11 protein-coding genes and 1 riboswitch are annotated in these 14,138 nt (G+C 42.0%); of the genes, 6 read left to right on the forward strand and 5 right to left on the reverse strand.

The genetic code is table 11. The features are described 5' to 3' along the window. Position 1: 1 nt before the first annotated feature. Both Q3C15_RS08055 and Q3C15_RS08060 read right to left on the reverse strand, forming a co-directional pair. Positions 2–454 (reverse strand): MarR family winged helix-turn-helix transcriptional regulator, encoded by a 453-nt coding sequence (locus Q3C15_RS08055; protein WP_283579951.1) that lies wholly within the window; start codon positions 452–454, stop codon positions 2–4. A gap of 688 nt (positions 455–1,142) precedes the next feature. After that, complete coding sequence (locus Q3C15_RS08060) at positions 1,143–3,563, reverse strand: Xaa-Pro dipeptidyl-peptidase (protein WP_302704906.1); 2,421 nt, start codon at positions 3,561–3,563, stop codon at positions 1,143–1,145. A 177-nt stretch (positions 3,564–3,740) separates the two neighbouring features. On the opposite strand from Q3C15_RS08060, the gene Q3C15_RS08065 reads away from it, so the two are divergent. The 4 genes from Q3C15_RS08065 to cls all read left to right on the forward strand — a co-directional run bounded on the left by Q3C15_RS08065 (position 3,741) and on the right by cls (position 8,774). Then, positions 3,741–4,913: a cation:proton antiporter gene (locus Q3C15_RS08065; RefSeq protein WP_283580665.1), complete on the forward strand. Its 1,173-nt coding sequence runs from the start codon at positions 3,741–3,743 to the stop codon at positions 4,911–4,913. Between the two features lie 119 nt (positions 4,914–5,032). Beyond that, a complete protein-coding gene (locus tag Q3C15_RS08070; protein WP_283601346.1) occupies positions 5,033–6,343 on the forward strand; it encodes a PTS transporter subunit EIIC in 1,311 nt (436 codons plus the stop codon). Positions 6,344–6,359: 16 nt separating this feature from the next. Further along, positions 6,360–7,232, forward strand: coding sequence for an alpha/beta hydrolase (locus Q3C15_RS08075; protein WP_064208054.1), 873 nt, complete (start codon positions 6,360–6,362; stop codon positions 7,230–7,232). Positions 7,233–7,316: 84 nt separating this feature from the next. Further along, positions 7,317–8,774, forward strand: a complete 1,458-nt coding sequence (gene cls / locus Q3C15_RS08080) for a cardiolipin synthase (protein WP_302704908.1) — start codon at positions 7,317–7,319, stop codon at positions 8,772–8,774. A gap of 173 nt (positions 8,775–8,947) precedes the next feature. Here cls and Q3C15_RS08085 read toward each other — a convergent pair whose 3' ends face one another. Then, a complete protein-coding gene (locus Q3C15_RS08085) occupies positions 8,948–10,243 on the reverse strand; it encodes a nucleobase:cation symporter-2 family protein (RefSeq protein WP_283601348.1) in 1,296 nt (431 codons plus the stop codon). A 2-nt stretch (positions 10,244–10,245) separates the two neighbouring features. Continuing rightward, positions 10,246–10,821: a xanthine phosphoribosyltransferase gene (locus tag Q3C15_RS08090; protein WP_283601349.1), complete on the reverse strand. Its 576-nt coding sequence runs from the start codon at positions 10,819–10,821 to the stop codon at positions 10,246–10,248. Positions 10,822–10,898: 77 nt separating this feature from the next. Next, positions 10,899–10,999: riboswitch (purine riboswitch) on the reverse strand. A 147-nt stretch (positions 11,000–11,146) separates the two neighbouring features. Here Q3C15_RS08090 and Q3C15_RS08095 point away from each other — a divergent pair. After that, on the forward strand, positions 11,147–12,130 hold the full coding sequence (locus tag Q3C15_RS08095) for a GMP reductase (RefSeq protein WP_283601350.1): 984 nt from the start codon (positions 11,147–11,149) through the stop codon (positions 12,128–12,130). A 30-nt stretch (positions 12,131–12,160) separates the two neighbouring features. On the opposite strand, the gene Q3C15_RS08100 is transcribed toward Q3C15_RS08095, so the two are convergent. Continuing rightward, positions 12,161–12,886 carry a GntR family transcriptional regulator gene (locus Q3C15_RS08100; RefSeq protein WP_057826981.1) on the reverse strand — a complete coding sequence of 242 codons (726 nt, stop codon included), beginning with the start codon at positions 12,884–12,886 and terminating at the stop codon, positions 12,161–12,163. 197 nt (positions 12,887–13,083) lie between these two features. On the opposite strand from Q3C15_RS08100, the gene galE reads away from it, so the two are divergent. Further along, on the forward strand, positions 13,084–14,085 hold the full coding sequence (galE, locus tag Q3C15_RS08105) for a UDP-glucose 4-epimerase GalE (RefSeq protein WP_057907185.1): 1,002 nt from the start codon (positions 13,084–13,086) through the stop codon (positions 14,083–14,085). The last annotated feature ends 53 nt before the right edge of the window (positions 14,086–14,138 follow it).

Here is a 14,138-nt window from a genome sequence, read left to right on the forward strand (position 1 = left end):
ATTAAATCTTATCCGCTGTTTTGTTTTCAAGATGCTTAATTAATTGGTCAAGCTCCTCGTTTAATTTATTTACTTCAACATCAGTACAATTCTTTAATAATGACTTAGTAAATTCTAAGTGCTCTTTGTTATGTAACCTAGAAAGTAATTTTCCCTTTGAAGTAAAAACAATGTTAGTGACTCTACGATCTTTTTTACTAGGAACGCGTTTTATATATCCGAGTTTTTCTAATTTATCAATGTTTCCAGTTAAAGCAGACGTGGAGACAGTCGTTAATTTGGCAATTTTAGAAATTGTAGCGTCATTTAACAAATAGATAATATGTATGATATGTAAATCATTTATTGAAAGATCGTTAAATTGGCTTTCCGAAAGCTTTTCTTTTTCAAGCCGCATTGTTAAGTTATATATTATAAAAAGTTTATCATCGATTGAAAATTGTTTTTTATCCAAAAAATCACCTCAATAGTAAATGCTAAATATAATTATACCTTTTTAAGCATAAATATTGAACGAGAATGTTAGTTTTAATTAGGCTGTATTTTTAATAAAAATTGTTCTGAAATAACAAGGCAAAGTGGCCTGCGTTTATTAAAACTAATCTGGATTAATGCTATATCGTAGACGTTTAGAATAATTATCCAAAATAAATTTCGTAAGCTCGGAATATAGAGTAGTCAGAATTCTATAAGTTTAATCTGGACGGAAGATGGCAAGAATCTCAGCCGTGGCGGAATCATTAAAAATACTAACCAAATTAAAATACCTAATAACGATCCAAGAATGCTGACAATTAAACTTATTTGTTAAATATAGATAGCATAAACTTACTGGTGAGTTGATTTTGGTAATTAATGCTCCCAAATGGACCGCCTGGAAACTTATATTTTTATTAGGTGTAATCTATTTTCTAATATAAGCGTAGTTATAATATCCTTTCCAGTATCTTCTTAATGGGTTAAATAGCGAAACATATGACTTTTCGCTAAAAGGTTCCTTTTGATTTACATTTGAAAACTTATAGTATAATTCAACTGTTGAATTAGCACTTAAGTGTGTTCTATCAAATCTATTTTTGAAGTATTGATAATCTGATAGAAACAACAAATGACCATAAATAAAAATTTTCTCATAATTAAATTTAATTCAATTCTTCGTAATCAACATTTAATTCACAGTTTTCAAGTTGAAGTGAGTAAGTAATGTCTTCATTCCCGCGGACGGTCATTTCCATGTCGGTTGAGTAAATTACAAGCCCAAGTTGATGACCTTTAAGCAAATGGTAAAACATCGGCTGAAGGTCCAATTCGAATTGGTAGAACGTTTTTGGAACTAATTCATCCGTTTTCCATGGATGTTCACGGTTTTGAAGATTGATGTGTCCCTTCGTGATCATTTTCCACGGAGTCAGTTTTCCAAGCTTAAATTCTTTCAAATCATCAGGACGCCATTGATAACCGGCATCAAGGGCCTTGAGATCAAGGGCTGCTGGAACTTCACCCAGCCGCTTGGCCATTCCGAAATCAACCAGCATGAAGCTCAGCATTCCCTTATCAACACTCGAGGCAACGTCTAACTTAATGTGCGGACATCCTTGAAGATAGATGTCGTGTTGCAGCTTTTCCGTCTTGAAGATCAACCGGTTGTTATTAAGGGCATTTTTTTCATCACTTAAAAGATCAGCGCGCCACTGATTCCAGTTCTTTTTATACTGATCAAAGGCAGCTTGTTCAAGCTGGTCATTAAATGATGCGACTGCTGGTGCAGTTGCATGGTCAACGAGCTGTTCATTTTCAAATCCAAATTGATGGGTTTCTGGTTTGGCAGTATGCCAACCATTAAATGAATGCCAGGTGCTTTCACAACTATTATCCTGAACGCATACATCCGGCAGAAGGTCATTGGCATGGTTTTCAACCCCGTACAGCTTATTGGCAAGCCAGAGGTTCATCATATCAGTAAAGTCGATTGACTGAAAATTATTGATATAAATGTGTTGCCCCTGGTGAAGGAAGAGCTTTTTGACAACTGGAAGTTTATCTAATTCACGGTACAAGTTATACACGTTTCGTGGTTTAACGTTCCAGTCATTTAATCCGTGAACCATTACGACGTCACACTTAATGTTTTCGACATCTTTAAGATAGTTGCGGGCGTCCCAAAATGAATTATAGTCTCCGGTTGTCCGGTCTTGGCCGGCTGTGATTTCGGCAAGATCACGGTTGAATTGGTCCTTGCATTTCAGGTAATCACCGGCTTGTTTTTGTCGACTGAAACATTCTTCGGCAAGAATATCGGCATCTTCACCTGGGAAGCCGCCGGGAGCAATTACAAGCCCGCCGTCCCGGTAGTAGTCATACCAACTTGAGATCGCAGCTTCTGAAATGATGGTCTTCAAACCGTCAACGCCGGTTGTAGCTGCAGCCGTTGCAAGCGTCCCGAGGTATGATTTCCCGGTCATTGCAACGGAGCCGTTACACCACCATGCTTTGATTTCGATGTTGTCGGTTTTATTGGTAAATGCCCGCCGGTTGCCTGCCAACCATTCAATGATTGCAATCGTCGATTCGGTTTCTTCCTTTGAACCGCAAGTCCGTTCGCCGTCAGAATCCATTGTTCCGATTCCGGCTGCATAAACGGCAGCATACCCGCGGGCAAGGAAGTAGTCGTTTAAGGTAACGGCTTTGGCGTGACCGAACGTTTCTTCAGCCGTTTGCGTTTCGCTTTGGACTTGGCGCGCAGGCGGAAGTTCAACGGCGGATTCATGAAATTCAATGTCTTCATATGTATTGTTGTTTGGTTGCTTGCGCTTCAGCGACACGTCAACGTTGTGCATTAATTTGTCAGCTGCATGATCGTTGGTTCCTTGATTATAAGGACTGGCAGTATAAAGCGCCGGAACTTTTAAACCATCGTTGGTTTCGGCAGGCCGAATGATTTCGGCTTTCAGCAGATCGCGTTTGCCGTCATGATCAGTGTCCAAGGATGATTCAACGTAAACGACTTCCCGAATCAATTTAGAAGTGTCAAATACCGGTTGCGTTTTTCCGTTGAAAATCAGCGGCTTTTGCTCAACCGGCAAATTCCAGAATGGTTTAAAGTAGCCCTTGGCAGCTAACAAATCAAGGTAGGTTCGGCCGCCTTTGCCGTGAGTACAAAGCAAATCATACCAAGCATCGATCAAGTCGGCTGCATTGGTTAACTGATCGTGGTGGAAAAGGTGCAGGTCATCCATTTTTTCAAATAGATGATCGATTTCAAAGTCATCATTAACTTCAAAGCCTAATAGTTGCATTGCAACCGTGTAGAAGACTTCAAGCGTCAATTGTTGATGATCAAGATAATCCTTTAAGTCTTGATCAGAGGTTGCGAGCAATGCGTGTAATTTTTGATCAAATGTACTTGAACTTTGAGCTTCGATCAACGCACACCGTAGGAAATGAAGGTAAAGGTCATTTAATGGCAGTGTGCATGCATCAGCGTCTAAAAAATTAATTTTTTGAAGTTCATTAATTTTTTGCTGATGATCAACTTTAAGATGTGCAAACTGATTAATTTTCATTCAAAATTCCTCCCATTAAAGGTTAGTTTAAGTATATCAAGATTGGAGATTACATGACAAAAAAAGTGGGGCATGGTAAGATAGTAATTGAAATATTTGTTCGGAGTGGAGTTTGTCAACCTTAGGCAAACTCTTTTTTTATAGGCAATCGATGCGAGTCGAGAAAGGAATTTGATCGTGGAATTTTTAGGAACATTATGTTTGGTATTGATCACAACTTCATTGGCAGGTCACTTTAGCCGGCGAATTGGAATTCCGGCTGTCATTGGGCAGTTGCTGGTTGGAATTTTGATTGGTCCGGCCGTTTTAGGATGGGTACATAACAACGCGTTTATGCATACTTTTTCTGAGATTGGCGTCATCATTTTGATGTTTATCGCAGGGCTTGAAAGTGACCTTGGAATGCTGAAAAAGTATTTTAAACCGGCACTGGCGGTTGCTTTCAGCGGTGTTGTTTTTCCCGTGGTGCTGATTTACTTTTTCGGAAAGTTATTTCACTTTTCGTTTGAACAGGCGATTTTTCTGGGAGTAACCTTTTCGGCAACTTCGGTCAGTATCTCAGTTGAAGTCTTGAAGGAATTGAAACGGCTAAAATCCAAGGAAGGAACGACGATTCTTGGAGCGGCCGTAATCGATGATATTATTTCGGTGATCATTTTAAGCGTGCTGGTAAGCATGTTTAGCAACGTTGCCAAAGCACAGGGTGGCCATCACTCAAGCAACCTTTGGATGAGCTTTTTATTGGATGCCCTTTACTTTGTGATGATTTTCTTCCTGTTTGAATGGATCGCGCCGAAGATGATGCGGCTGGGTGAGCACTTAAAAGTTGCTTCATCAGTGACGTTAATGTCGATCGTCTTGTGCTTAGGGATGGCATGGCTTGCTGAACAGGTAGGCTTAAGCGATGTTGTTGGGGCGTTTTTTGCAGGGGTTGCGATTGCCCAAACCCCATATAAGCAGGAAGTTGATTCCAACATCGAACCGATCGGCTATGCGGTCTTTATTCCGATGTTCTTTGTTAGCATTGGCTTGAATATGACGTTCAAGGGCTTTTTTGACGACTTGATTTTTATCGTTTCGTTAACGATTTTAGCATTGATCACCAAGTGGCTTGGCTGCGGCCTGGGAGCAAAGGTTTTAGGAATGAATTACGATTCAATGAATATTATCGGGTCAGGAATGGTTTCGCGGGGTGAAATGGCCCTGATCATCGCCCAAATCGGGTATGAGGCTCATTTGTTGAGTTCAGAATATTACTCGGGCGTGATTTTTGTAATCATCCTGACGACCCTTGCAGCACCATTTATGCTCAAAGCAGCGATTAAGCGGCAAATGCGCAATGAAAAGTAAAAATGAATATTGAATGAATAACCCTTGAATTTACTGAAGATTCAATGTATTTAGTAGGTTCAAGGGCTTTTTCATTGTATAATGACCAACAGAGATACTATAGAAATCAGGTAAGTGAAATGAAGTTATCGGAGAAAGGATACAAGTTGATCGTTAAACTGTATCAGCTCCCATTTATTTTAGTAATGCGGCGAACGATGCTGATGCTTTTTCCGTTTGCGGTTTTAGGCAGTATTGCGTCGGTGTTCAACGTTTCAATTCTGTCGCGAACAGGGTTTATTGGAAACATCTTTTATATTACCCAATGGTTGCCGCACGTTGCGCGGATCCGGTCAATGTTTGCAGCCTTCAGTATGATGACGGTTAAAATTTTGGCGGTTCTGGCTGCATATCAGGCTGGTGTGCACACTGCTCGGTTATATCATAAAAACACTGAAATGACGGGGATGACCGGGATGTTGGCATTCTTGATTATTACTTTACGTCCAGTCCAGCGTCAATATGGTCCGCAGACTTTTCTTCAATTCAACGTCAATAATAATTTGATGGGGATTCAAGGAATTTTGGTTGGAATTTTAATTGGTTTTATTACGGGGCAGATTTTCCGAATCTTTAACCGGAAACCAATTTCGATTCGCTCAGATTCATTTTCACGGGCTTGCCGGACGATCATCCCGGTTATGATCACCCTTGGGTCAGCAATTATTGTTAACCAGCTGATTATTCAAATTTACAAATACCAAATTCCAGCGGGGATCTCCAACTACTACCAAGCATTATCATCGAAAAAACACGGCTTAGTTGCAACCTTGCTGTTAGGGGCATGGTCAAGTTTCTTGGCATGGCTAGGATTAAGCGGCCCGTACAACCAAGCAAGTTTCAATGATGATCCGGCGGCGGTTGCGGACCTAACGTATGCCCTGAAACACCATAGTCCATGGAATGTTCCATATAAGTATACGCAAACAACGCTATATCACAGCTTTGGAACGTTTGGCGGGGTGGGTTCAACCTTAGCCCTTGTCATTGCCATTATCATTGTTGCCCGGACGAGCCGGTATCATCAGGTTGCACGATGGGCAGTTTTTCCAACGTTATTTAATGCTAACCAGCCGATTTTATTGGGAATTCCAATTTTATTTAATCCGATATTCCTGATTCCATTTGTCGCAACGCCGGTAGTTAACATGTTGATTGCGGCGTTGGCGATTCATTTTCAAATTATGCCGCCAGTTACTTATCCGTCACCGCTTGATACGCCAGGAGTTCTGTCAGCGTTTATTGGAACGGGTGGAAACTTCATGGCACTTCTGGTCGGAATTTTAATTATGACGCTTGATGTGTTGATCTACATTCCATTCGTCAAGTTGTCAGAGCAAATTCGCAACGAAATGCAGACCAAGGAACGGCAACGGTTAAGAATGCGGTAATAAGGAAGTGAAAAAGATGGATGCACATAAGAAACGCAGTGGGATTTTCTTATTGGTTGCAGGAATCATCATGTTAGCAATGGCAATTCCATCGTATTTTTGGACGCGCAATAACATTGATGAGCTTGCTCATTGGCAAAATTCGAAGCTTTCACCGGTGATCATGATTCCTGGAAGTTCAGCAACGGTCAACCGGTTTGATGATATGGTCAAGCTGTTGAATCAAACTGATCACCAGAATCACAGTTTATTAAAGGTCAAAGTATTCAATGACGGGAAAATCAAATACTATGGCAAGATTCGGTCTGGTGATAATGAACCGATCATTGTTGTCGGCTTTCAAAATAATCATGATGGGTATAGTAACATTTTGAAACAAGCCAAGATGTTCAATGAAGCCTTCAAAGCGCTGCAGAAAAAATACTATTTCAACAACTATAAGGCGATTGGACATTCAAACGGCGGGCTGGTTTATACGGCCTTTTTGGAAAAATACTATAAAGATTATGACGTTCGAATGACAAGTTTGATGACGATTGGTTCGCCATTTAACTTTGATGAAACAAATCTTAAATATAAAACGCAAATGCTGTCTGACTTTATTAAGGCGCGGAAAAACATTCCTAAGAATTTGACGGTTTATTCCGTTGCGGGAACCGAAAACTACGACTCTGACGGGCTAGTTCCGTTGAATAGTGTGGAAGCAGAAAAGTATGTTTATCAAGGCCAAGTCAAACATTATACTGAAATTACGGTAACGGGTGTGAACGCTGAACACTCTGATTTGCCGCAAAATCAGCAGATCGTTGACCTGATTCAGAAATATATCTTGACTTCTGATTATCCAGCTCCGGGCGCCGGAACGGGTCATCAACAGGTAAAGCAATAAAATTAAGTGCCACTTCGGTTTATCGAATGGTTTGCTTTTGGTAAAATAAAAGTAAATGATTTTCGAGAAAGGAGCGGCACTTTTTTGCATACTTTGGGGATTATAATTGGAGTTATTTGGATCATTAACTTACTGGCTGCAATTATTACGGTTTTCCATGAAAAACGCGATATTTCAACGACGTGGGCATGGTTACTGGTGCTGGTGTTTATTCCGATTTTTGGATTTTTGCTGTATCTGTTTGTGGGACGTAAGATCTCGCACGATAAGATCTTTACGATCCAAAAAGAACAGGAAAAGGTTATTAACTCGCTGACGCGCCGCCAAAAAGAAATGTGGCAAAAGCGGGACCTGGACAAGAACAGTACCCAGCAGGAACGTGAATTGGAGCATTTGTTCCTTGAAGCGGAAGGGGCGTTTTTAACAACGAATAATCAAACCAAGTTGTTTGATGACGGAAAAGCTTTCTTTGATTCACTGTTGCAAGATATTCAAAATGCCAAGCACAGCATTCACATCGAATTTTACACGTTTTATGCGGACAAAATCGGTCACAAGGTTTTGCACGCCTTGGAGGATGCGGCTGAACGCGGGGTCGAAGTGCGGGTCTTGTATGACATGTGGGGTTCGATTGGAACCAACTACAAGTTTTTCAAACGGCTAGAACAGCTGGGCGGCGAAGCGCAAGGATTCATTTCAAGTTCTGAAAAGCAGCTGATCACAACCCCGCGGCTGAACTATCACGACCACCGTAAACTGGTGATTATTGATGGTAAAACAGGGTATATTGGTGGCTTTAACATTGGGGACCAATACCTTGGCCGGCTCGAAAAGTACGGTTATTGGCGCGACACCCACATGCGCGTTTACGGAATGGTAACGATTCAAATGCAGGCCCGATTCATGATGGACTGGAATACAACTTGCCGGCGGACAACGAAGAGCCGGTTTGAATTTGAAAAGAAGTATTTCCCGGTCTTTGAAGGCAACGGCAAGACCAAGATGCAGATTGTTTCATCTGGCCCGGATAGCGAACGGCATTCGATTCGGCGCGGATACCAAAAGATCATTTCAACTGCGCAACGTTACTTGTACATTCAAACGCCATACCTGATCCCGGATGATTCAGTGATTGAATCGCTGATCATTGCGGCATTATCAGGGGTGGATGTACGAATCATGATCCCAAGCAAGCCGGATCATCCGTTTGTTTACCGCGCAACGGAATACTATGCGAAGTACTTGGTAAATAATGGGGTCAAGGTTTACCGCTATGATAATGGTTTCCTGCATGCGAAGACGATGATTACCGATGATACGATTGCTTCGGTTGGATCAGCTAACCTTGATTTCCGGAGCTTTGAATTGAACTTTGAATGTAATGCGTTTTGCTATGACGCAGATTTGACCCGGCAGTTGAAGACAATTTACGAAAAAGATTTGGAACACTGTACAGAATTAACTCCGGAATACTTTGAAAAGCAATCCCGGTGGCGGAAATTCAAACAGTACTTCTCACGGCTGTTATCGCCGATCTTATAAAACAAGAGGTTGTGACGTATAAGTCGCAACCTCTTTCCTATATCCGCATAATCGGGTTCCAAAACAAACGAGCTATGTGGAAGTTCGAAAACCTCCGAATCTTCGCTGCGCGATTCGTTCGCTTTTCTGCTTCCACCACGCTCGTTTTTTACGTTTTGTCACACCTTCTTTTATTATTCACGATTTCTGAATTTCGGCCGTTTCAAAAGGAGATTCAATCCAACGGCACAGACACTGGCAATTACGATTCCGTTTCCGAGGAAAAGCTGAAGCGATTGCGGCAATGCTTGGAAAATGGTGGGGTAAACTGAGACACCCAGGCCGGCACCGACTGAAATGGCAACGATCAACGTGTTGCGTTCGTCGGTAAAGTCGACTTTCAAAAGCATGCGAATTCCTTGAACACTGATCATTGAGAACATGACGAGCATTGCGCCGCCTAAAACTGGAGTGGGAATGATGGTTGCTAATGCACCGATTTTCGGAAGCAGCCCCATCAACATCAACAGGCATGCTGCCCAGTAAATCGGGCGCTTAGTCCGAATTCCAGAAAGTTCAAGCAAGCCGACATTTTGAGAAAAGGTTGTATACGGGAAAGTGTTAAAGATTCCGCCCAGGATCACGGCTAATCCTTCCGCCCGGTATCCTTTTTTCAGGTCTTCTTTTTGAATGTCGCGGTCAAGCAGGTTTCCTAAAGCAAAGAAAACACCGGTCGATTCAACCATTGAAACCAAGGCAATGATAATCATCGTTAGCGAAGGTGAAAGGGCAAACCGTGGCATCCCGAAGTAAAATGGTTGCGGAACGTGGAACCATGCGGCTTGGGTAACGGGTTTGAGCGAAACCATTCCCATGAATGAGGCAACGATCGTTCCGCCAATCAAGCCGATCAAAACGGCAATCGAACGGATAAATCCTTTGCCCCAAAATTGAATTGCGAGAATGATCAAAATCGTAATGCCGCCAACCGCGATATTTGACAGTGATCCGAAAGATTTGCTGGCAACGGTTCCGCCACCGAGGTTTTGAACGGCGATAGGGATCAAGGTCAGTCCAATCACGGTGATCAAACTGCCCGTTACGACTGGCGGGAAAAGTTTGCGAATTTTAGCGAACTGCCCGGCAATCAGGAAAACGAAAATTCCGGCAACGATAATCGAGCCGTACATCGTCCCAATTGAGTATTCATGACCGATCATTTTGAGCGGTTCAACGGCTTGAATGGCACAGCCTAAAATGACGGGCAAGCCGATTCCAAAGTACCGGTTGCGGGCAAGTTGGAGGAAGGTGGCCAGGCCGCACATGAAAATATCGATTGAAACCAAATAGGTCATTTGGGTGCTGGAGAAGTGCAATGCGGTTCCAATTAATAACGGAACGGCAACCGCCCCGGAATACATTGCCAGTAAGTGTTGGATTCCTAAAATAAATGCTTTGCGGTGGTTAACTTCAGATGATGGCTGGTTCATGATTAATCCTCCATAAAGGTGACGTGCTGGTCAGCAAGTGATTTGATTCGAACGAGAGATTCAAGCCGGTAGCCTGAATTACGCAGCTGCTGGCCGCCTTTTTGAAAGGCCTTTTCAATCACGATTCCAATTCCATCAAGGGTGCACTTTGCTTGGGCGCACACTTGAATTAAGCCGTTGACTGCTTCACCATTTGCCAAAAAATCGTCAATGATCAGAACATGATCAGTTGGGCGAATGAATTTGCGGTCAACTAAAATGTGATTGGTAACCTTTTTGGTGTATGAAAAAACGTCAGCGTGGTAGCTGTTGTCATCTTGGATTGCGCTTTTGGATTTGCGGGCAAAGACGACCGGAACGTTAAAAGCCAAGCCCGTCATCAGAGCCGGTGCGATTCCGGAAGCTTCGATCGTTAAAATCTTAGTGATTGGTTGGTCATCAAAAAGATGTTTGAATTGCTCACCGATCCGTTGCATTAATTGCGGATCGATTTGGTGGTTCAGAAATGAATTGACCTTTAAAATGTCGCCATCAAGGACTTGACCGCCTTGTAAGATTCGTTGTTTAAGTTCTTCCATGTATAAAAAAATCCTTTCATTTTTGCTTGGAAATGCTGATGGTTAAGCAACTGCAAAAATGAACGGCTTTCAAAGAACTCCGAACGTTCAAAGCTTATAGTCCGATGTTTTACGGTATCGGGTAGAAACTTGCTAACCATATCATAGCGATTATATAAGCAAAAAGTTAATTTAAATGTTAACTTTATTATGAACGATTATTTTGAATTGTCAACTAATGATGAACAATTTAATGAATAAAAACTGATTTTGTTCTTGAAAATCACGGAGAGTTTCTATAAAATAATCAATGGTCATTTTAAGGATTTTAAAGGGGAAGACGAAAATGGAAACCTTTGATTATGAAGATGTGCAATTAATTCCAAACAAATGTATTTTAAAAAGCCGGAAAGAGGCGGATACCCGAATTAAATTCGGCCCCCGGACGTTCAAGTTACCAGTCGTTCCGGCAAACATGGCAAGTGTGATCGATGAAGACCTTGCTTTATGGTTGGCCCAAAACGGGTATTTTTATGTGATGCACCGGTTTGAACCGCAAACGCGGGCAGCGTTCGTGCAACGGATGCACCAGCAAGGCCAATACGCATCGATCTCAATTGGAATCAAGGATCGTGAATATCAATTAGTTGATCAATTAAAGGAAATGCATGAAGTTCCAGAGTATATCACAATCGATGTTGCGCATGGGCATTCCGATTATGTAATGAAAATGATCGATTATATCAAGAAGCAATTACCGGAAAGTTTTGTGATCGTGGGGAACATTGCAACGCCGCAAGCAGTGATCGACTTGGAAAGTGCGGGTGCCGATGCTACGAAAGTTGGAATCGGGCCCGGAAAGGCCTGCATTACTAAATTGAAAACCGGGTTTGGAACGGGCGGCTGGCAATTGGCTGCAATCCAGGCATGCAGCGCGGTTGCTCATCATCTAATCGTTGCGGATGGCGGTGTGCGGTACAATGGCGACATTGCTAAGTCGATTCGGTTCGGCGCTTCGATGGTGATGATCGGCTCAATGTTTGCCGGTCATTTGGAATCACCGGGTGAAATCGTAACGATTGACGGTCAAAAGTATAAGAAATACTGGGGTTCAGCCTCAGCCGTTCAAAAAAATGATGTGCATAACATTGAAGGAAAGCAGTTATTAGTACCATACCGCGGCAAGATCAGTGACACGTTGCAAGCCATGCAGGAAGACCTGCAGTCGTCGATTTCATATGCCGGCGGTCGGAAATTAACTGATTTACGGAAAGTTGATTATGTGATCGTTAAAAATTCAATTATGAATGGCGATCAATTAGGAGAATAAAAAAGAAGGCTACGAGTGCAACCTTCTTTTTTATTGAATACTTACAAATGAATTGAACTTCATATATTCATAGTGCAGCCGCATGCTTGAAAACTCAAACGGCGTTCCGTTATCAAGGAAGAAGATGCCTTCCATGACGCCGACGGGTTGAGTTGGATCAAGCTTCAGCAATTCTTGATCTTGCTGGGTTGACGGTTCGGCAAAAACTGACATGAATGATTTTGAAACGGATTGTTTTAATTCACGGTGAACATAGTCGAAAATCGATTTTTCGAGGATGCTACTGCTCAATTTCGGAAGCAGCTTGATCGGAATAAAGCCGGTTTCAATCATAAATGGCTGATCGTCAAAGAACCGCAACCGCTTGATCTGGTATACAAAGTCTTCGCTTTCAAGGAAGAGGTCGCGTTGGAGTTCAGCAGTGGGACGCACAACATCAAAACTTAAAACTTTAACGCTGGGCTTTTCACCGTTTAATTGGAAGTTGTCTGAAATTCCAAGATTTTTACCGGACCCGTAATTAAAGACAGATTCGTTCTTTAAGTAAAGTGGGTTGATGAATGTTCCGGAACCGCGCTTTTTAAAGATGATTCCGTCACTGGCCATCCGGCTGAGCGCCCGTTTGATCGAACTGCGGCTTACATCGTACTTTTCAGCAAGGCTGCGTTCATCAGGCAATTTCATGTCTGGAAATTCATTATTAAAAATCTTCTTTTTTAAATCGGTGATAATTTGCTGGTAAATCAATTCAGCCATGGTTAAACTCCTCTTATATAGTGCTATTACCAGTTAAGCACATGGCCGCGAAGATGACAAGTGAAATCTAGAAAGGCAAATTAATGCATGAAAAATGTAAAAAGTGTATAATCCTTTTTAGGAAAATTTATTTCAATGAAGAAATAAGTTTTTAATTACATAAGAATGTTAGAGACCAACTCTAATAGGAGGATATTATGGCATCAGTATTAGTTGTAGGTGGAGCCGGATACATCGGTTCACATATGGTTGACCGTTTGATCGAAAACGGCGAAGATACAGTTGTCGTTGATAATTTATGCACAGGACACCGTGCAGCTGTTAGCGACAAAGCAAAATTCTATGAAGGCGATATTGCAGACAAAGACTTTATGCGGAAGGTATTCAAGGAAAACCCTGATATCGATACGGTAATTCACTTTGCTGCATACTCATTGGTTGGCGAATCAATGCACAAACCTTTGAAGTACTTTGATAACAACATTACAGGCTTGATCAAGCTTCTTGAAGTTATGAAAGAAGTTGGTGTAAAGAACTTAGTCTTCTCATCATCAGCTGCAACATATGGTATTCCAGATCACATGCCGATCAAGGAATCAGATCCACAAAACCCAATCAACCCTTACGGTGAAAGTAAGTTAATGATGGAAAAGATCATGAAGTGGGCTGACGAAGCATACGGCATCAAGTGGGTTGCATTACGTTACTTCAACGTTGCGGGTGCAAAGCCAGATGGCTCAATTGGTGAAGACCACGGTCCAGAAACCCACTTAGTTCCAATTATTTTACAAGTTGCTCAAGGCAAGCGCGACAAGCTTCAAATCTACGGTGACGACTACAATACTCCAGATGGAACAAACATCCGGGATTACGTTCACCCATACGATTTGGCCGACGCTCACATCTTAGCAATGAACTACTTGCGTGATGGCAATCCATCAGATGCATTCAACTTGGGTTCATCAACTGGATTCTCAAACTTAGAAATGTTGAAGGCTGCACGTGAAGTTACAGGAAAAGAAATTCCTGCAGAAATTGCCGGCCGGCGTGGCGGAGACCCAGACTCATTGGTTGCTGCTTCAGACAAGGCCCGCAAGATCTTAGGCTGGGAACCAAAATATGATGATGTTCACAGTTTGATTGAAACTGCATGGGCATGGCACTCAAAGCATCCAAATGGCTTTGATGATAAAGACTAATTAGAAGTGATTTTAGACGTGAAATGGTTTGAATTCCATTTCACGTTTTTTAA

Origin of the sequence: Ligilactobacillus sp. 110_WCHN (assembly GCF_030518115.1) — a bacterium.
GTDB lineage: Bacteria > Bacillota > Bacilli > Lactobacillales > Lactobacillaceae > Ligilactobacillus > Ligilactobacillus aviarius_C.

Bases quoted from the DNA above. Each gene is read 5' to 3' on its own strand.
- Q3C15_RS08090 (WP_283601349.1), bottom strand. From the start codon at position 10,821: ATGGAAGAACTTAAACAACGAATCTTACAAGGCGGTCAAGTCCTTGAT.
- Q3C15_RS08070 (WP_283601346.1), top strand. From the start codon at position 5,033: ATGAAGTTATCGGAGAAAGGATACAAGTTGATCGTTAAACTGTATCAG.
- Q3C15_RS08095 (WP_283601350.1), top strand. From the start codon at position 11,147: ATGGAAACCTTTGATTATGAAGATGTGCAATTAATTCCAAACAAATGT.
- Q3C15_RS08060 (WP_302704906.1), bottom strand. From the start codon at position 3,563: ATGAAAATTAATCAGTTTGCACATCTTAAAGTTGATCATCAGCAAAAA.
- Q3C15_RS08100 (WP_057826981.1), bottom strand. From the start codon at position 12,886: ATGGCTGAATTGATTTACCAGCAAATTATCACCGATTTAAAAAAGAAG.
- galE (WP_057907185.1), top strand. From the start codon at position 13,084: ATGGCATCAGTATTAGTTGTAGGTGGAGCCGGATACATCGGTTCACAT.
- Q3C15_RS08085 (WP_283601348.1), bottom strand. From the start codon at position 10,243: ATGAACCAGCCATCATCTGAAGTTAACCACCGCAAAGCATTTATTTTA.
- Q3C15_RS08075 (WP_064208054.1), top strand. From the start codon at position 6,360: ATGGATGCACATAAGAAACGCAGTGGGATTTTCTTATTGGTTGCAGGA.